Raw genomic sequence first — 17590 nt, 5'->3', positions numbered from 1 at the left:
TGGTGGGTGTGATCCATGTGTCAGGAGTGATTGTGTCGGAAAGCACCGACAGTTTGCCGAGGGTGGGGGTCAGATCACCAGGCTCAGCGCCAGCACGAACACCAGGCCGGAGACCGACAGCACGGTCTCCATCAGCGACCAGGACTTGATCGTCTGGCCGACGTCGAGGCCGAAGTACTCCTTGACCAGCCAGAACCCGGCGTCGTTGACGTGGGAGAAGAAGACCGAGCCGGCGCCGACCGCGAGCACGACGAGCGAGACCTCGGCGGTGGGCATGTTGGCGACCAGGTCGACCACCAGCGACGACGCGGTGATCGTGGCGACGGTCGCGGAGCCGGTGGCGAGGCGGATGAGCACCGCCAGCACCCAGGCCAGGACGATCGCGGACACCCCGGAGCCCTGGGCCCAGTCGGCGAGCTGGGTGCCGATGCCGGTGTCGATCAGCGACTGCTTGAACCCGCCACCGGCGGCGACGATGAGCACGATGCCCGCGATCGGCGGCAGCGACATCTCGACCGTCTTGGAGATCTGGCGGCGGTCCATCCCGGACCCGCGGCCGAGCGTGAACATGGCGACGAGGACCGCGATGGTCAGCGCGACGAGCGGGTAGCCGATCACGTCGAAGATCTGCTGGACCTGGTTCTCGGGGTCGTTGATGACGATGTCGACGATCGCCTTGGCGAGCATCAGCACGAGCGGCAGCAGGACGCTGAACAGGGTGACGCCGAAGGACGGGCGGCGGATGTCGGTGGCTGTGGCAGCTCCCGGGCCGCCCACCGGGGTGGTGTCGTAGGTGTGCGGGGCGTCGACGACGACCCAGCGTCCCGCGAGCCGGCCGAACAGCGGTCCGCTGACGACGATGACCGGGATGGCGACCAGCACGCCGAGCGCGAGCGTCGTGCCGAGGTCGGCCCCGAGCGCGCCGATCGCGGCCAGCGGACCCGGGTGCGGCGGCACCAGGCCGTGCATCGCGGAGAGGCCCGCGAGGGTGGGGATACCGACGGTGATCAGCGAGACCTGGGCGCGACGGGCGACCAGGTAGATGACCGGCATCAGCAGCACCAGGCCGATCTCGAAGAACATCGGCAGGCCGATGATCGCGCCCACGAGCGCCATCGCCCACGGCAGCGTACGCACCGAGGACCTGCCCACGATCGTGTCGACGATCTGGTCGGCACCGCCGGAGTCGGCGAGGAGCTTGGCGAACATCGCGCCCAGCGCGATCAGCAGGCCGACGCTGGTGGCGGTCGCGCCGAACCCTTCGCCGAAGGAGGTGATCACGTCCATCACGTTGCGTCCCGCCAGCACACCGACCGCGATCCCGCCGAGCAGGAGCGCGAGGAAGGGGTGCAGCTTCACGTAGGTGATGAGGACGACGATCAGGGCGATCGAGGCCAGTGCGGCGGCGAGGAGTACGCCGCCGGAGGCGACCGGTGCGACCGGCTCTGGCGCGGCGAGGAGGATCATGCCGTCTCCTTGGAGATCAGGTTGGGGGTGAGGTTCGCGGTGGTGAGGTGCTCGGTGGTGAGGTACCGCTCGACGATCGCATCGATGTCCTGGCCGATGTCGATGGTCGTGCCCTGCTCGTCGGGAGCGAGGGGCTCGAGGGTCGCGAACTGCGAGCGCAGCAGCGACGGCGGCATGAAGTGGCCTGCGCGGGCGGCGAGGCGTGCCTCGACCACCTCCGGGGTGCCGCTGAGGTGGAGGAGCCGAAGGCCGCGCGCACGACGGTGGAGCAGGTCGCGGTAGCTGCGCTTGAGCGCCGAGCAGCTCAGCACGGCGCCGGTGCTCTGGTGCTCGGCCAGCCAGCCGCCGAGCGTCTCCAGCCAGGGCTGCCGGTCGTGATCGTCGAGCGGACGGCCGGCGGCCATCTTCGCGATGTTCTCCGGCGGGTGGAAGTCGTCGGCGTCGGCGAAGGGGAGCCCCAGGCGCTGGGCGATGGCCGCGCCGACGGTCGACTTGCCGGAGCCGGAGACTCCCATGACGACGAGGAGAGGGTTCTGTGTCACGCGTCACAGGGTGCATCAAAAGGCATCCGTTTGGCAAGCCGGGTCGATCTAACGGATTCTGATTGCGGTTGACCCTGAATATGCGACGATGCCGCAGTGACGACTTCCCGTGGCGATGCCGCACATCGCCTGCACCAGAGCGTCCGGGACGAGCTCGGACGCAAGATCGTCGCCGACGAGCTGCCGCCGGGGACCGTCCTCACGCTCGAGGGGATCCAGGCGACGTACGACGTCTCGCGCCCGGTCGCCCGCGAGGCCGTACGGGTTCTCCAGGCGATGGGCCTGGTCACGACCCGGCGACGTGTGGGCATCACCGTCCTCCCGCGGCAGGAGTGGAACGTCTTCGACCCGCTCGTCATCCGCTGGCGGCTCGACGGCGAAGGCCGGCGCGAGCAGCTGCTCTCGCTCTCCGAGCTGCGACGCGGGTTCGAGCCGATCGCGGCCAGGCTCGCTGCCGAGCGTGCCAAGCCTGAAGACCACGGCGAGCTCGCCCGAGCCGTGGCCGACATGGTCGTCCACGCCGCCGCCGGTGACCTGGAGGCCTACCTCGAGGCCGACACGACCTTCCATCGCGTCCTGCTCAACGCCTGCGGCAACGACATGCTCGCCGCCTTCGGAGACCTCGTCGCCGAGCTCCTCGCCGGACGTACGCATCACCACCTGATGCCCGACACGCCCAACCCGACCGCCATCGAGCTGCACGAGAAGGTCGCGCTCGCGGTGCGCCGCGGCGACCCGGCGGGAGCCGAAGAAGCCATGCGCGCCATCATCGACGAAGCCGCCGAAGCCCTCGCCTCCGCCGACGACCCGCCGGACGGGGATACCGATTGGTGAGCGCGCGACGGCGTGCGGTAATGTTCGGAGCGCTTCGAGGGGAGTCATCCACTCGCAGTTTCGGGCTGTGGCGCAGCTTGGTAGCGCACTTGACTGGGGGTCAAGGGGCCGCAGGTTCAAATCCTGTCAGCCCGACCGAAAGAACCGGCCCCGGCCAGCGGAGACGCTGAGCCGGGGCCGGTTCTTCTGTATGAGGAGGGCCTGGGCATTTCCGGGGGCGTTGCCGGATCTCGAGCAGCGATGTGCTCTCCCCGTGGTCGCCTCAGTCGTCGCGCGCGCAGCGGAACCCGACGTGCGACATACCGGTGTCCTCCGCCTGAGGTGAGCGGGCCGCTGGACGGAACCGCAGGCAGTACTCGGGGGAGCACAGGAAGGACCCACCCTTCAGCACCCGACGCGGCATCCGGGGGAAGCTCTCCTCTGCACTGGCGGTGGCCAGGAGGTTCCTTCGTTCGCCGGGATCGACCGGCGTCTGGGACGGGTCGAGGTGACCGAAGGTGTAGTAGTCGCTGGTCCACTCCCAGACGTTGCCGATCAGGTCGAACACCCCGTAGCCGTTGGCGGGGTACGACCCGACCGGCGCGGTGCCGCCGACGCCGCGGTTGTCGTAGGGAAAGTGCCCGAGCCAGGTGTTCGCCTGCGGCACGTCGCCTGGATACGGTTCCTCGCCCCACGCGAATCGTGTGCCGTCGACGCCGCCGCGTGCCGCGAACTCGAACTCGGCCTCGGTGGGCAGCCGCAGGCCGGCCCACTCGGCGTACGTCACCGCGTCCTCGTAGGCGACGTGCACGACCGGTTGCTGCATCCGATCGTCGATCGACGAGCCCGGCCCCAGGGGAGACCGCCACGAAGCCCCAGGTGTCCACCGCCACCAGCTCCGCCAGTCTCGCAGGTCGACCGGACCAGCGGTCGGGGTGAAGACCAGTGCGCCGGAGACGAGATCCGCAGGGTCGGCACCCGGGAACTCCGCCGGGTCGAGCTCTCGCTCTGCGACCGTCACGTAACCGGTGTCCTCGACGAAGTCCGCGTACTGCGCGTTCGTCACCTGATAGCGATCGACCCAGAAGGCGTCGACGGTGCGGGCGTGCACCGGCCTTTCATCGGGGTAGAACTCCTCCGACCCCATCCGGAAGGTTCCCGCGGCGATCCGCACCATCTCCCGCGCCGTCGTCACGTTCGCAGCCTATAGCCGGGTTCACCCGGAGTGGGTGAGCCGAGTGGGAAGGCGCCCGGGACAGGCTCGGCGCATGGCAGCTGATGAGTTCCAGATCCACCAGGACCGCACTCACCTCCCCGAGCCGGAGTGGAGGTTCCCGAACGCGCGGATCACGACGTACGCCGCGGACTCCGAGCCGGACTTCCCGCCGACGAAGGAGGCCCCTGAGGGCGCTCCGAACATTCTCCTGGTGCTGCTCGATGATGTCGGGTTCGGCTGGCCGAGCGTCAACGGCGGCCTGGTGCGGATGCCGACGGCCGAACGGGTCCACGCTCAGGGTCTGTTCTACAACCAGTTCCATACGACGGCGCTGTGTGCCCCGACCAGGGCTGCCATGCTCACCGGGCGTAACCACCACTCCGTGGCCGCCGGGGTGATCCAGGAGATGGCCACCGGCTACCCGGGCTACTCGGGCATCATCCCGAAGAGCTGTGCGACGGTCAGCGAGCTGTTGAAGCAGGCCGGGTACATGTGTGGCTGGTGGGGCAAGAACCACAATGTCCCCGACAACCAGACGAGCCCGGCCGGGCCGTTCGGCAACTGGCCGATCGGTCAGGGCTTCGACTACTTCTATGGCTTCATCTCCGGCGAGACAGACCAGTTCTATCCGTCGCTGATCCGCAACACCACCGCCGTCGAAGCACCGCAGCGCCCCGAGGAGGGCTACCAGCTGCAGCGGGACCTTGCGGACGACTGCATCGCGTGGCTGCGGGAGCAGAAGACGATCGCGCCGGATCGTCCGGTGCTCACCTACTTCTCGACCGGTGCCGCTCATGCCCCGCACCAACCACCGCTGGACTGGCGCGGTCGCAACGCGGGTCGCTTCGACATGGGCTGGGACGAATACCGGGTCCAGGTCCACGAGAACCAGCTCCGGATGGGCATCATCCCCGAGGGCACGCGGCTCACCGAGCGTCCGGACGAGATTCCCTCGTGGGACAGTCAGCCGGCCGAGCACCAGGCGTTGTTCAGCCGGCAGGCCGAGAACTTCGCCGACTTCCTCGAGCACACCGACTACGAGGTCGGCCGAGTCCTCGACGCGTACGAGGAGCTGGGGGAGCTCGAGAACACCATCGTGATCTACATCCTCGGCGACAACGGCTCTTCCGGGGAGGGCTCGCTCGTCGGCACCCCCAACGAGATCATGAGCCTCAACGGCCAGCAGCCCACGATGGAGGAGGCGCTGGGCTTCCTGGACACCTGGGGCATGCCCGGCACCTCGCCGCACTACGCCGCCGGCTGGGCGCACGCCGGCGACACGCCGTTCCAGTGGACCAAGCAGATCGCCTCCCACTTCGGCGGGACCCGCAACAGCATGATCGTGTCGTGGCCCGAGCGGATCGCCGCACGTGGCGAGGTCCGCTCCCAGTTCCACCACGTGATCGACGTGATGCCGACGCTCCTGGAGGTCATCGGCATCCGTGAGCCGGTCGAGGTCAACGGCGTCGCCCAGCGTCCGATCGAGGGCACGAGCTTCGCCTACACGTTCGCCGAGGCCGACGCACCGGGACGGCACGAGACGCAGTACTTCGAGATGATGGGCAACCGGGCGATGTACCACGACGGCTGGATCGCGTGCGTACGTCACGGCCGACTGCCCTGGGAGACGTCCGGGACGTTCTCCTGGGACGACGACGTCTGGGAGCTCTACAACATCCGCGACGACTTCAGCGAGGCCGTCGACCTCGCCGACCAGCACCCGAAGAAGGTCAAGGAGCTGCAGGACATGTTCCTGGCCGAGGCGGCCAGGTACAACATCCTGCCCCTCGACGACCGCTTCGCCGAGCGTCTCGACGTGACCCTGCGGCCCAGTTACTACTACGGACGCAAGAAGGTCACCCTCTACGCGGGCATGGTGCGACAGCCCGAGGGCTCCGGGCCGAAGTTCATCGGCGTGCCCATGCAGGTCACTGCCAAGATCACCGTCCCTGACGGTGGCGCCGAAGGCGTCATCTTCGCGCTCGGTGGCGACGCCGGCGGGTTCGCGCTCTTCGCCTGGGAGGGCAAGATCCGCTACCACTACAACTACTTCGGCCTGCAGCGCTACGACGCGATCTCGCCGGAGGCCCTCCCGCCCGGGGACCACACGGTCGTGTTCGACTTCGAGCCGGACGAGCCGAAGCCCGGAGTGCCGGCGTCGGTGACGCTGTTCATCGACGGCGCGCAGGTCGCCCGGACCAGGGTCGAGCGGCAGATCCCGCTGCGTACGGGCACCGAGTGCTTCGACGTCGGCTTGGACAGCCGCTCGCCGGTCTGCCCGGACTACCAGGACCGCGGGCAGTTCCCGTTCACCGGCACCATCGACTCGGTCACCTTCGACTTCGGCGACTTCGAGGAGCCCTCCGGCATGGACCGGCTCAAGCTGGCGACCAAGATGGACTGACGTCATGGCCACTGCGGGGCCGCTGAATCACCCGTCCAGGGTGATGAGAGACAGATCAGACGGCTCTAGCCTTCCAACTGATCCACGGCCGGAGGAGACGGAACCCAGGATGCGAATCTTGCGCGCACGCGTGTCCGAGCCGGCGACGTCATGACCGAGAGTCGGCAGAGCGGCAAGAGGCTCCTCGGGCGGGTCGCCGGCGCGGTGACGGAAAGGGTCGTCGACACCGTCGACCCCGATATCGTCCTGGAACACGTCGACATCAACGCGCTGCTCAGCCGGGTGGACCTCGACGCGCTCCTGGCGCGGGTCGACATGGATGCGTTGCTCGCGCGGGTCGATCTCAACGCGCTCCTCGCTGAGGTAGACCTCGACACCCTGCTGAGGAACGTGGACGTCGAGGCGCTCGTACGCCGCTCCGGCATCCCCGACATCGTTGCGGAGAGCACCTACTCGATGGCTGGATCCGCTCTCGACGTCGCCCGGCGACAGCTGGTGGGGCTCGACGTCATCGTCGACCGGATCGTGGACCGGCTGCTGCGACGGAGCGAGGATGACCGACTGGAAGGGCCGCTCAGCCTGGTCGCGGCCCGAGGAGAGTTGCCCGGCCCGGGAAAGGCAGGGCGATGACCCGCCGGGTGCGCCGCTCGGTGTCCGGACACTATGCGGGAGCGATCAGCAGGGCGGCGGCTGCTGCCATCGACGGCCTTCTCATCGCCGGCCTCTACACGCTTGGGGTCGCCGGGTTCGGCTTCCTGCTCGTGACGTTCACGTCCATGTCGCTCACCGACGACCGCTCCTCGCTCCTCGGATTCGCTGCCTTCGCGATCTGGGCCTTCTCCTATGTCTTCATCAGCCTCGCCATCACCGGCCGGACGATCGGGAAGGGGCTGGCGGGACTGCGCGTCGTACGCTCCGACGGCACCGCACCGGGGGTGCGTACCGTCTTCGTCAGGACGCTGGTGTTTCCCCTCAGCGTGATGTTCTTCGGGATCGGCCTGCTCCTGATCGTGGTGCAGCGTGAACACCGTGCTCTCCACGACTTGATCGCCAAGACCTGTGTTGTCTATGACTGGGGTGACCGGAGCGCGGAGATGCCGGGACCACTCTCGGACTTCCTCAACCGCGCCCAGTCGGACTCTCCGCAGCCCTGACGACGCCGACGGGGGCAGGGAACCGCGACCGGTCGTCCGATGCGGTCATAGCTCCAGGCTGACGAGGCGTTTCGTCGCTCGGGTCTGGGCGACGTACAGGTCTCGCGGGCCGGCGTCGCCGGCGGCTCGGATGCCTGCGGGGTCGACGATGACCACGGTGTCGAACTCCAGCCCACGAGCCTCGGGTGCGGCGACGATGGTCGTGCCGGCGCCAGGCGCATCGGCCTCCATCGCGATGGAACGCTCGGTGGTGGCGATGACGCCGATCAGCTCGTCCGGGTGCTCGGCGGCGATCTCGGTGATCAGGGTGCTCAGCGCGGAAGAGAGGCTCTCCTCGGTCACGTCGAGGATGCGCGGCTGATCTCCGTGCCGGATGGACCTGGAGAGCTGCTGGTCGGGGGCGATCTCGGCCAGCAGCGGCTCGGTGGCGAGCAGGATCTCCGTCGTCGTGCGGTAGTTGACGGACAGTCGGTGGTGAGCGAACCGGTCGTCGACGTACGGCTCCAGGGCCTCCTCCCACGACCGGAGGGTGGTCGACGGGCCCGCTTGCGCGAGATCGCCGACGACGGTCATCGATCGGCTAGGACAGCGGCGCATCAGGGCCCGCCACTCCATCTCGGAGAGCTGCTGGGCCTCGTCGACGACGATGTGTCCGTAGCTCGGCTCCGGGGCGCCGTCGACGAGGGCGCGCGCCTCGTCCAGGAGGGCCAGATCCGCGCTGCTCCACCGGTCGAGGCGGTCGGCGCCGAGGAGCGCGAGGTCGTCTGCCGCGACATCGGGAAGAACGGCGGCGAGTACGTTACGGCTGTTCAAGAGCTCGCGGACGAGGTCCTCAGCGTCGAGCCGGGGCCAGACCTGAGCGATGGCTCGATCGATGCTCGGGTCCTCGAGAAGATCCTCGCGGATGCTGTCCCAGTCGATGTCCAGGTCGTCTCCGGCCGCCTCGCTCCCGTCGGGCTGGAGCCCCGCGAACCTGTCCAGGTCGATGCCCAGGAGCGCCTCGAGCTCGTCCTCGAAGTCGGACATCTCCTTCGTGGTGCGCCGTTCCAGCTCGTTGACCAGGTCATCGACGACGTACTCGGTGAAGAGCTCGCGGGCGCGGTTGTGGCCGACGTCGTCCAGCAGGGCCTGGCGTCGAGCGGCGTCGACGACTGCCGGATCGAGCCGCACCATGTCGTGGGTGGTCTTCAGCTCCAGCGGTACGCCATGGGGCTGATGGTTGCGCACCAGGCGCGAGAGGCCGCCGGCGAGCGCCGAGCGTCCCTTGATCCGCGCGATGTGGTCCGGCTCGCCCCGTGTCGCCCCGATGCCCACCAGATCCCGCATGGTCGCCAGCTTCACGTCGTTCTCGCCGAGCGAGGGGAGCACCTCGGAGATGTAGGTGAGGAAGCGCTGGTTCGGTCCGAAGACGAGCACACCCCGGTCCGCGATCGCCGGGAACGCGTACAGCACGTACGCCGCGCGGTGCAGCGCGACGATGGTCTTGCCGGTGCCCGGGCCGCCGTCGACGACCATGACCCCGCGATGGGGAGACCGTACGATCTCGTCCTGCTCGGCCTGAAGTGTCGCCGCCGCCTCGTGCATCCGCCCGGTCCTGGCCGTGCTCAGCGCGGCGACGAGCGGGCTGTCGCCCACGACGTCGCCGGCAGTCGGCGGCGTACCGTCGAGGATCTCGTCGTTGACGTCGATGACCCGGCGCCCGTCGAGGCGCAGGTGTCGACGCCTGCGCACACCCATCGGGGCGGCCATCGTCGCGGCGTAGAACGGTCGCGCGGCCTCGGCCCGCCAGTCGATGAGCAGCGGTTCACCGGCCGCCGAGCGCAGTCCGATCCGGCCGATGTGCAGGGGCTCTCCGCCGGCGGAACGATCGATCCGCCCGAAGCACAGCGCGTGCTCCGCCGCACGCAGCTGCCGGACGCTCTCGGTCAGCTGGGCGACCTCGAGATCCCGGGCATATCGCTCGGCAGGCCCGTCGACGGGCGTCGCGATCGCCCGCTCCTGCGCTGCGCGCCTGATCCTCACCTCAGCCTCGAGAAGCGTGTGCATCGCGTCGACCGACCGCTGCTCCTCGCCGACCTGACCGACCCTGCCGAACTGTTCACCCACGTGCCCCCACCTTCCGTTGCCGGACGTCAACTATGGGTGGCAGTCCGGGTAAAGACAACGTTGATCTTTCGCCCGATCCGTGGCCTCTGACCCGGGTTCAGTAACCGGTTCCTCGCTTGACCTGCTCCCGCTCGGAGGGATGGGTGCCGCCCTTCTCGTCCAGGGTGGCGCAGGCGTCGGCGAGGTCGCGGGTGAGGCGCTCGACCTGCTCGCGGCTCATCGTCTCCTTGACCAGCGCGCGCATGATCTTCACGTTCTCCGCGTTGGGCGGCAGCGTGTACGCCGGCACCATCCACCCGCGCTCGGCGGAGAGCTGCCAGGCGATGTCGGACTCGTCGTAGGTCGTGCGGTCGCCGGCCAGTCGGAACGCCACGAGCGGGAGCTGTTCGAGGTCGTCGCCGATCACCTCGAACCGGCCGCTGTCGCGCAGGTTCTTCGCCAGGGCCTGGGCGTTCTGCTGCATCTGCTTCATCACGTACGTGTAGCCGTCGCGGCCCAGCCGGACGAAGTTGTAGTACTGCGCCAGCACCATCGCCGCACCGGTCGAGAAGTTCAGGGTGAAGGTCGCGTCGGTCTTGCCGAGGTAGTTCTCGTAGAACACCAGCTCCTCGGCGAGGTCGGCCTTCTCCCGGAACACCAGCCAGCCGATGCCGGGGTAGACCAGGCCGTACTTGTGGCCGGAGACGTTGATCGAGCGGACCTGCTCGAGGCGGAAGTCCCAGGAGGAGTCGGGGTAGAGGAACGGCCACACGAAGCCACCGCTGGCCGCGTCCACGTGCAGCGGGATGTCCAGACCCTTGTCCTTCTTGACGTCGAGCAGCAGCTGGTTGATCCCGACGATGTCGTCCATGTGGCCCGTGAACGTCGTGCCCAGCACACCGACGACCCCGATGGTGTTCTCGTCGAGATGTGGCGCCACGACCTCCGGGCCGATGGTGAACCGGTTCTCCTCGAGCGGGACGATCCGCGGCTCGACGTCGAAGTAGCGGCAGAACTTCTCCCACACGACGTGGACGTCGCCGCCGAACACCAGGTTGGGCCGGTCCACGGAGGCGTTCGCGGCCTCCCGGCGCTGCTTCCACTTCCACTTCAGGGACAGGGCGCCGAGCATGATCGCCTCCGACGAGCCCTGCGTGCGACAGCCGGTCGTCTCGCCGGGGGCGTGGTAGAGGTCTGCGAGCATCCGTACGCAGCGCTGCTCGATCTCGGCGGAGATCGGGTACTCCGCGTGGTCGATGAAGTTGCGGTGCAGGTTCTCGGCGATGATCCGCTGCGCCTCCGGCTCCATCCACGTGGTCACGAACGTCGCGAGGTTGCGTTGTGGGTCACCTTCCATGACCAGGTCCTCGCCGATCAGGCGCATCGCGTCGAGCGGGCGCATCCCGCTCTCGGGGAAGGCGGTCGAAGGGGCCGCCTCGGTCAGGAACCTGTTGCCGTAGAGCCTTTCGGCATCGGCCGCGCTGAGTCGTGTCATGGCTGAACCACCGTTCTTGTCGTCGTGGGTGTGTCGAATGCCTGGATGACGCCGCCGACCGCGAAGCACACCGCTCCGGCGAACGTCCCCCAGTTCACGAGCCCGGAATCGATCGCGCTCGAGGTCGCCGGGCGGACGAAGGCAGCGAGGCCGGCGAGGAAGAAGAGGACCGACCCGAGCTGATTGACCGCGACCACCCACCAGCCGACCAGATGGGTCAGCACTCGTACGTGCCCCGCGCCCACCTCGAGCATCGCCAGGTGACCGGAGACCAGGAAGCAGACGCACCCGGTGATGTCGGGGAGCCAGATCCATCCGTCGGACTGACGCGGAGTCAGTCCCGCGGCGAAGGCCGCCACCAGGCTGACGGCGAAGAACAGCGTTCCCGCGAACAGCACGAACGCGCTCAGCCAGCCGCGCCGGTGCAGCCGGGAGCCCCAGCCGTGCGTCCGCTCATCGGTGTCGGTGTGGTCGGCGTGGTCGGCGAGGAGGATCGAGACGTAGCCGCCCAGTGTGAAGAAGCAGCCTCCGACCAGGTAGGTGACGTTGACGGTGCGCACCGGGGCCGCGCCGAGCTGAGCCAGAGCCGCCCCCAGCGCGAACAACGAGCCACCGAGAACGAAGGCGACGGCGGCGACGAGGTTGAGCCGGGTCGACGGACGCGTCGGTGCGCGGTCCGTGGGCGCGGACGGCTGTCGGTTCACTGCCATGCCATCGCACCCCTCCTGTCCCTAGGCACCCTCATCCTCGGCGAGCCGGGTCGGGGTGCCCTCATCCGCTTCGGACGAGATCCACCGCATCGGCCGGCGGGAGACGCTGGTGGCTCAGACGACGCCGTGCTCGAAGGCGAAGGCCGTGGCGGCGGTGCGCGAGCGGACGTCGAGCTTGGTGAAGATGTTGGAGAGATGACGGGCGACGGTCTTCTCGCTGAGGACCAGATCGGCGGCGATCTGGGCGTTGCTGCGGCCGGAGGCGACCAGGCGGAGGACCTCGGCCTCCCGGGCGGTGAGACCGCCGGGCAGGGAGGGAGCCAGGAGGCGGTCGGCCTCGTCGGCGGCCGGGCGGGCGCCGATCTGGCGGAAGAGCGTACGTGCGGCCTCGAGCTCGCGACGGGACGACTCGGTGTCGCCCACGCCCGCCAGGGCGCGCCCGGTCAGCAGCCGGGCGCAGCCGCGCTCGTACGCGGCCTCGGCCCGGGCCCACAGCTGCTGGGCCTTGCGCAGGTAGGGGAGGGCACCGGCGGCGTCGCCGGTGGCCAGCTCGACCGCGCCGTGCGCGTGCGCGGCGGCGGCCTCGAGCCAGACGCAGCCGACGTGTCCGGCAAGCTGGTCGAGGTCGGCCGCGACGTCGCGGGCCCGGTCGACCTCGCCGGCGGCGAGCAGCACCTCGGTGGCCGCAGGCAGGAGCCGGCACCGCTGCACGGGGCCCTCCGTCTCCGCCAGCAGCCGGTCGACCGCGGCCAGCGCCGCCCCGCCCTGTCCGCGCGCCGACCAGAGCAGCGCGAGGCCGGGCTGCGGGTCGAACCCGCGGTCGGCCGCGCGCTCGTAGGCGGCGTCGGCCTCGGCGTACTCGCCGCGCAGCCGGAGCACCTCGCCCGCCTCGTACGCCGCCAGCCCGGCCGCGTCCGGTGCGTGCACCTCCTGGTAGCGGCGGGTCGCGTGCTCGAACTCCTCCAGAGCCTGCTGCCACTCGCCGTGCAGCCGCAGCAGCTGGCCACGGTGGACCGCGCACTGGCCGGTGAAGGCCAACAGCCCCGGCTGGGCCGAGCACCAGCGTTCGAGGGCAGCGGTCCACTCCGCCACCCGGCCGAAGTCGCTGATCTCCTGGCAGCCCTCGATCGCGGTGCAGTAGACGTGCCCGGCCACGACGGGGGAGAGCTCGCCCGCGATCACCCGGACCATCGCCTCCTCGAGCAGGGCGAGTCCCTCGGCGATCCGGCCGGAATAGAGCGCCATCCGCCCCTGGGCGCTGAGCCCCAGCGCGGTGAGGTCGGGTTCGCCGTGGCGCCGGCCGCGATCGGTCACCGCGTCGGCACGGTCGCCGGCCGTGGCGAGGTCGCCTGCCTCCAGCGCGCGGAACAGCCGCAGGAAGTCGACCCAGCCGAGCTCGACGCCGTCCTCGACGTCGGCGACCAGGCTCTCGGCCCGCGCTGTCCAGCCGCGGGCCAGCGCGCCCTCGCCGTGGACGTAGGCGGTCATCGTGATCCGGAACGCGCAGCGGACCGAGCGACCGAGGTCAGGGGCCTCCTGGCTCCGGCGGAAGGCGCGTTGCAGAGCGGCGACGGTCTCGTCGTGGTGGCCGGTCAGCTCGGCGGCGACGGCGAAGTCCTCGAGCTCCTCGGCCGAGAGGGTCTCCGGGTCGGCGACCGACCAGGCGGCGTACGCCGCGGCCCAGTCGCCGCGCGCGAAGTCGGACCGAGCGTGGGTCAGCTGGACGTCGGCCACGGCAGGCACCTCCACCGCCGAGCGTACTCGGATCAGGCGGCCAGCGAGTGGTGTGCGGACCGCCGCATCCGGGTGGTGACCCGGTCGGCGACGAGCGCGGCGTCACGGCCGGCGCCCGCCAGGAGCATGGAGCTGAAGGCGTACTGGAAGCTGAGGCCGCAGAAGAACAGCCCGTCGGCCTCCGGCACCACGCCGCGCATCTCCCGCGGCCAGCCGTCCTCGTCGAGCACCGGCAGGTGGATCCAGCCGAACGCCTGCCGGAAGCCGGTGGCCCACACGACGTTGGCGACCTCACGCGGCACGCCGTCGACCACAGGCAGGCCGTCGCGGACCTCCTCGACACGGGAGGTGACCCGCTCGACGCCACGCTCGGCCAGGTCCGAGCGCTTCACCCGCAGCATCGGCCCGCCGTGGCGCCGGATCTCGGGCATCTCCTTGCGGCCGATCGGCGTACGCCGGGTGAGGACGTGGCGCCACGCGAAGAGCAGCACCGGGAAGATCACGTGCATCACCGGCGACTCCAGGCGCGGCGGGATCTGGCCGCAGTCACGGCCGGCCAGGATCGTGGGTCTCGACTCGGCGACCTCGAAGGCGATGTCGCAGCCGGAGTGGCTGGCGCCCACGACGAGCACCGCGCCCTCACGCAGCTGCCCGGGGCGGCGGTACTCGCTGGAGTGGAGCTGCAGGATCGACGGTGACAGCTGGGCGGAGATCGCCGGGACGTTCGGCGTACGGCCGAAGGTGCCGGTCGCGACCACGACGTTGTCGCAGGTCCAGGTGCCCCGGTCCGTCGTCACGCGGAAGCCGTCACCGTCCCGCTCGAGGCCGGTGACCCGGGTCCCGAGCCGCACGGGCAGCTCGAACGTGCGGGCGTACGTCTCGAGGTAGTCGCCGACGTCGTCCTTGCCGGGGAACGACCATCGCTTCGCCGGGAACGAGAGCCCCGGCAGGGCGTCGTACTTGGCCGGTGAGTAGAGCCGGAGCGTGTCCCACTGGCGCCGCCAGTTGTCGCCGATCCGCGCGTTGGCGTCGAGGATGAGGAACGGGCGGCCTCGACGTCGCAGGTGATAACCGGTCGCCAGGCCCGCCTGGCCGGCGCCGATGATGATCGTCTCGATGTGTGTGGTGTCCATGCCCACGACGCTAGGTCCGCACCTCGCCGCTCCGCGTCGGGCGTACGGCGCATCCGGCTACGACGGGCGATGGGTCGATCTACCCACGTCACAGCACCAGCAGGAGCCCGAGCGCGGCCAGCAGGTCCCAGACCCAGCACATGCGGACGTACCAGGGTGGGATGCCGCGGAGCCCGAGGACGTGGCGGTCGTGATGGTGCAGCAGGTCCCAGATGCCGTGCAGCGCCCAGCCGAGCGCGAGCCACCGGCCGGAGACGGCGACCGCGAGCGTGATGCTCACGACCGCGGCTGCGAGGAACGCCCACTCCGTCAGTCGTTCGGTGCGGGTGCCCCACAGGAGCGAGAACGTCGGGTAGACGCCGTAGAGGCCCGCCACCGAGAGGCACCCGAGGACGAGTCCGACCTGCGGCTGGCCGGCGACGACCACGGTGATCACGGCGCCACCCACACCGGCGTACGTCGCGGCGCGGAGGGACATCAGGTTCTGGAACCTCGAGTCGGGTCGGGTGAGGTCGGCCGACGGGTTCATGGGAACAGGTTAGGGCCATCGATCCCGGTGCCCGGGCCGATCCCGGGGCCGCTGGCGGAGTTTCCCCCGGAAGGGGTGAGGACGCCTGCCGGGCGGGTGGCGAGGTTGGCACAATGTGGGAACTCGCCGGCCAGCTGGCCCCGGAGATGGTCGGCCTGTCGGTCACCCCGGCCGCCGTCATCGCCTGCCTGCTCCTCCTCGGGTCCCCGCACCCGTTCCGCAACGTCGCCGCGCTGGCGGCGCCGTTCCTGGTCGTCTACGGGTTGCTGTCGGCCAGCGCGGTCGTGGTGGCACGGGCCGCCGACACCGCCAGTGAGGACCCCTCGGCGATCCGCGGCTGGCTGAGCGTCGTCGTCGGCGTCGTCTTCCTGACCTTGGGCGCCGTGTCGTGGCTCCGGCCGCCGGCGAGCCGTCCCGCAGCGCGGGCGACCCACCGGGCGGCGGAGCCCGGCTGGGTCGTGCGGCTGCGTGATCCCTCCGTCGGCCTGGTGCTCGTCGCCGGTCTGCTGCTGGCGGTGGTGAACCCCAACGTGGCCATCCTGTTCTCCGGGCTGGGCATCGTCATGACGGCCGACGTGGGTCTCGGTGCGCAGGTGGGCGGTGTCGTGCTGCTGCTGGCCGCGAGCATGGTCGACTTCGTCGTCCCGATGCTCGTGTTCGTCCTCGCCGGGGAGCGTGGCCGCGGATGGCTCCGGTCGGCGACCAGCTGGCTCCTCGCCCACAGCCGCGTCATCGGGATCGTCGTGCTCCTCGCCTTCGGCGTGCTGTTCGTCGCGCGCGGGCTCGCCCAGATCACAGGGTGAGCAGACCGGCACGAAGCAACCTCACGGCCACTCGTTCGATGATATTTTTGGCGTCCAGCGAAGTCCTACTGAAGGGCAGTTGCATGTCGGTTCAGTTCGAAGTGCGCATCGATGGAATGACCTGTCACCGCTGTGTCGAGACCGTGACGAGCGCTCTCGGCGGCCTGGACGGCGTCGAGGGCGTCGAGGTCGACCTGAACCCGGGAGCCGTCTCGAGCGCCCGCGTCACCGCCGAGGGACCTGTCGAACCGAGGGTCGTCAGATCCACGCTCGCCAAGGCCGGATTCACGATCGCCCGCGAACCCTGACCGGTAGCGGAGTCGTCTGTGCTCGGCTCCCGTCAGCACTTTCCGGCCCTCACCGCCGAACCTGATCTCGTCTACCTGGACGCTGCGTCCGGCACTCCCTGCCCCGAGCCGGTCATCGCCCAGCTCACCGCCGAGCTGCGCGGACCGGCCGCCAACCCCGGCAGGGGAGGACATCCGTGGGCGCGGGACGCGCTGCGCCGCTTCGAGGAGGCCCGCACCACCGTCGCCGCGTTCCTCGGCGCCTCGTTCCCCGACGAGGTCGCCTTCACCCGCGGCGCCACCGGCGCGATGGCCTTCCTCGCCGACCGCTGGGGTCCCGCGGCGCTCGCGAACGGAGGGGACATCCTCTACTGCCCCGGCGACCACCTCTCGACGGTGCGGCCCTGGCTGCGGCTCGCCGAACGGATGCGGCACCAGGGCGTCCGGGCGGTGGCGTACCGCCGCGACCGGCTGGGTCGCATCGACCCCGACGACTTCGCCCGAGCAGCGAGCGACCGCACCAAGATCGTCGTCGCCACCGGCGTCCACAACCTCCACGGCACCCGGACCGACCTCGACGCGCTGGCGATCCCGCCGGGCGCCTCGGTCTGCCTCGACTGCTCCCAGAGCGCCGGCCGTCTGCCCCTGCACCTGGCCGGGTCCAGAGCCGATCTCGCCGTCGTCTCGGGCCACAAGATGTTCGGGCCTCCCGGCACCGGCACGGTCTACGTACGCCGGGATCAGCATCACCGGATCGCGGTCGACCGGGCGGCCGTGCGCAGCGGGCCGGCGCGACACGTGTCCCCGCTCACCGACGCCGCCGAGGAGGGCAGCCTCGACGGTGCCGGAGCTGCCGGCCTCGCGAGCGCGACGGCATTCCTCGACACGATCGGCCTCGACCGCGTCGGCGGACACCTCGCCACCCTCGCCGCCCGGTTCGCCGACGGCGCGTCCCGGATCGGCGGTGTCACCCTCCTCGGGCCACCGGTCGATGCGGGAGCGCCGCACAGCGGGATCAGCGCCTTCGCCCTCGACGGCCAGGCGGGCGCGGACGTGGCCTTCGCGCTCGAACGCCGCGGCGTCTACGTACGCGCGGGCGACCACTGTCTGGACGGTCCGCGAGAGGACGCGGTCCGGGTGAGCTTCCACCTGTACAACGACGAGAACGACGTCGACCGACTCCTGCAGGGCGTCGCCGCCGCTGCCGAAAGGGACTGA

The 17590-nt window shown here is 70.1% G+C and carries 16 protein-coding genes and 1 tRNA gene; 8 read left to right on the top strand and 9 right to left on the bottom strand.

The window, feature by feature from the left end; all coding sequences use genetic code 11:
- Positions 1-69: 69 nt before the first annotated feature.
- Entirely contained in the window at positions 70-1467 is a 1398-nt protein-coding gene (locus tag ACZ6WN_RS15910; RefSeq protein ID WP_465865820.1) for a GntP family permease, read from the bottom strand.
- The gene (locus ACZ6WN_RS15905) at positions 1464-2009 is read right to left on the bottom strand and encodes a gluconokinase (protein ID WP_465865818.1); all 546 of its coding nucleotides are present in this window, start codon (positions 2007-2009) and stop codon (positions 1464-1466) included. The genes ACZ6WN_RS15910 and ACZ6WN_RS15905 overlap by 4 nt, the downstream gene beginning before the upstream one ends.
- A gap of 96 nt (positions 2010-2105) precedes the next feature.
- Between ACZ6WN_RS15905 and ACZ6WN_RS15900 the strand changes: the two genes are divergently transcribed.
- Both ACZ6WN_RS15900 and ACZ6WN_RS15895 read left to right on the top strand, forming a co-directional pair.
- The gene (locus tag ACZ6WN_RS15900; protein WP_465865817.1) at positions 2106-2843 is read left to right on the top strand and encodes a FadR/GntR family transcriptional regulator; all 738 of its coding nucleotides are present in this window, start codon (positions 2106-2108) and stop codon (positions 2841-2843) included.
- A 61-nt stretch (positions 2844-2904) separates the two neighbouring features.
- Positions 2905-2978 (top strand) — tRNA-Pro (locus ACZ6WN_RS15895).
- Positions 2979-3105: 127 nt separating this feature from the next.
- Here ACZ6WN_RS15895 and ACZ6WN_RS15890 read toward each other — a convergent pair.
- A complete protein-coding gene (locus ACZ6WN_RS15890; RefSeq protein WP_465865815.1) occupies positions 3106-4017 on the bottom strand; it encodes a formylglycine-generating enzyme family protein in 912 nt (303 codons plus the stop codon).
- Between the two features lie 73 nt (positions 4018-4090).
- Between ACZ6WN_RS15890 and ACZ6WN_RS15885 the strand changes: the two genes are divergently transcribed.
- The 3 genes from ACZ6WN_RS15885 (at position 4091) to ACZ6WN_RS15875 (ending at position 7596) form a co-directional block, all read left to right on the top strand.
- Positions 4091-6442 carry an arylsulfatase gene (locus tag ACZ6WN_RS15885; RefSeq protein WP_465865814.1) on the top strand — a complete coding sequence of 784 codons (2352 nt, stop codon included), beginning with the start codon at positions 4091-4093 and terminating at the stop codon, positions 6440-6442.
- 150 nt (positions 6443-6592) lie between these two features.
- Positions 6593-7072 carry a hypothetical protein gene (locus tag ACZ6WN_RS15880; protein WP_465865812.1) on the top strand — a complete coding sequence of 160 codons (480 nt, stop codon included), beginning with the start codon at positions 6593-6595 and terminating at the stop codon, positions 7070-7072.
- A complete protein-coding gene (locus ACZ6WN_RS15875; protein ID WP_465865811.1) occupies positions 7069-7596 on the top strand; it encodes an RDD family protein in 528 nt (175 codons plus the stop codon). Before ACZ6WN_RS15880 ends, ACZ6WN_RS15875 begins: the two co-directional genes overlap by 4 nt.
- 45 nt (positions 7597-7641) lie before the next feature.
- Here ACZ6WN_RS15875 and ACZ6WN_RS15870 read toward each other — a convergent pair whose 3' ends face one another.
- The 6 genes from ACZ6WN_RS15870 to ACZ6WN_RS15845 all read right to left on the bottom strand — a co-directional run bounded on the left by ACZ6WN_RS15870 (position 7642) and on the right by ACZ6WN_RS15845 (position 15282).
- The gene (locus ACZ6WN_RS15870) at positions 7642-9702 is read right to left on the bottom strand and encodes a HelD family protein (RefSeq protein WP_465865809.1); all 2061 of its coding nucleotides are present in this window, start codon (positions 9700-9702) and stop codon (positions 7642-7644) included.
- 97 nt (positions 9703-9799) lie between these two features.
- Positions 9800-11176, bottom strand: a complete 1377-nt coding sequence (locus ACZ6WN_RS15865; RefSeq protein ID WP_465865808.1) for a glutamate decarboxylase — start codon at positions 11174-11176, stop codon at positions 9800-9802.
- Positions 11173-11886: a hypothetical protein gene (locus ACZ6WN_RS15860; protein WP_465865806.1), complete on the bottom strand. Its 714-nt coding sequence runs from the start codon at positions 11884-11886 to the stop codon at positions 11173-11175. Before ACZ6WN_RS15860 ends, ACZ6WN_RS15865 begins: the two co-directional genes overlap by 4 nt.
- 114 nt (positions 11887-12000) lie before the next feature.
- Complete coding sequence (locus ACZ6WN_RS15855) at positions 12001-13620, bottom strand: LuxR C-terminal-related transcriptional regulator (RefSeq protein WP_465865804.1); 1620 nt, start codon at positions 13618-13620, stop codon at positions 12001-12003.
- Between the two features lie 32 nt (positions 13621-13652).
- On the bottom strand, positions 13653-14753 hold the full coding sequence (locus tag ACZ6WN_RS15850) for a flavin-containing monooxygenase (RefSeq protein WP_465865803.1): 1101 nt from the start codon (positions 14751-14753) through the stop codon (positions 13653-13655).
- 88 nt (positions 14754-14841) lie between these two features.
- Positions 14842-15282 (bottom strand): hypothetical protein, encoded by a 441-nt coding sequence (locus ACZ6WN_RS15845; protein ID WP_465865802.1) that lies wholly within the window; start codon positions 15280-15282, stop codon positions 14842-14844.
- Positions 15283-15395: 113 nt separating this feature from the next.
- Between ACZ6WN_RS15845 and ACZ6WN_RS15840 the strand changes: the two genes are divergently transcribed.
- From ACZ6WN_RS15840 to ACZ6WN_RS15830, 3 genes are read left to right on the top strand one after another with little or no spacing between them, the layout of a single operon-like run.
- Positions 15396-16085: a GAP family protein gene (locus ACZ6WN_RS15840; protein ID WP_465865800.1), complete on the top strand. Its 690-nt coding sequence runs from the start codon at positions 15396-15398 to the stop codon at positions 16083-16085.
- A complete protein-coding gene (locus ACZ6WN_RS15835; RefSeq protein ID WP_465865798.1) occupies positions 15968-16393 on the top strand; it encodes a heavy-metal-associated domain-containing protein in 426 nt (141 codons plus the stop codon). The genes ACZ6WN_RS15840 and ACZ6WN_RS15835 overlap by 118 nt, the downstream gene beginning before the upstream one ends.
- 18 nt (positions 16394-16411) lie before the next feature.
- The gene (locus tag ACZ6WN_RS15830) at positions 16412-17590 is read left to right on the top strand and encodes an aminotransferase class V-fold PLP-dependent enzyme (RefSeq protein ID WP_465865796.1); all 1179 of its coding nucleotides are present in this window, start codon (positions 16412-16414) and stop codon (positions 17588-17590) included.

Source organism: Nocardioides sp. NPDC054178, assembly GCF_055585005.1.
This window is presented reverse-complemented; position numbering and strand designations above follow the sequence as displayed.

What these genes read in the sequence shown, in the direction of transcription:
- ACZ6WN_RS15845 (WP_465865802.1), bottom strand. Translation starts at nt 15,282, where the DNA reads ATGAACCCGTCGGCCGACCTCACCCGACCCGACTCGAGGTTCCAGAAC.
- ACZ6WN_RS15885 (WP_465865814.1), top strand. Translation starts at nt 4,091, where the DNA reads ATGGCAGCTGATGAGTTCCAGATCCACCAGGACCGCACTCACCTCCCC.
- ACZ6WN_RS15880 (WP_465865812.1), top strand. Translation starts at nt 6,593, where the DNA reads ATGACCGAGAGTCGGCAGAGCGGCAAGAGGCTCCTCGGGCGGGTCGCC.
- ACZ6WN_RS15835 (WP_465865798.1), top strand. Translation starts at nt 15,968, where the DNA reads ATGGCTCCGGTCGGCGACCAGCTGGCTCCTCGCCCACAGCCGCGTCAT.
- ACZ6WN_RS15865 (WP_465865808.1), bottom strand. Translation starts at nt 11,176, where the DNA reads ATGACACGACTCAGCGCGGCCGATGCCGAAAGGCTCTACGGCAACAGG.
- ACZ6WN_RS15850 (WP_465865803.1), bottom strand. Translation starts at nt 14,753, where the DNA reads ATGGACACCACACACATCGAGACGATCATCATCGGCGCCGGCCAGGCG.
- ACZ6WN_RS15910 (WP_465865820.1), bottom strand. Translation starts at nt 1,467, where the DNA reads ATGATCCTCCTCGCCGCGCCAGAGCCGGTCGCACCGGTCGCCTCCGGC.
- ACZ6WN_RS15840 (WP_465865800.1), top strand. Translation starts at nt 15,396, where the DNA reads ATGTGGGAACTCGCCGGCCAGCTGGCCCCGGAGATGGTCGGCCTGTCG.
- ACZ6WN_RS15860 (WP_465865806.1), bottom strand. Translation starts at nt 11,886, where the DNA reads ATGGCAGTGAACCGACAGCCGTCCGCGCCCACGGACCGCGCACCGACG.
- ACZ6WN_RS15875 (WP_465865811.1), top strand. Translation starts at nt 7,069, where the DNA reads ATGACCCGCCGGGTGCGCCGCTCGGTGTCCGGACACTATGCGGGAGCG.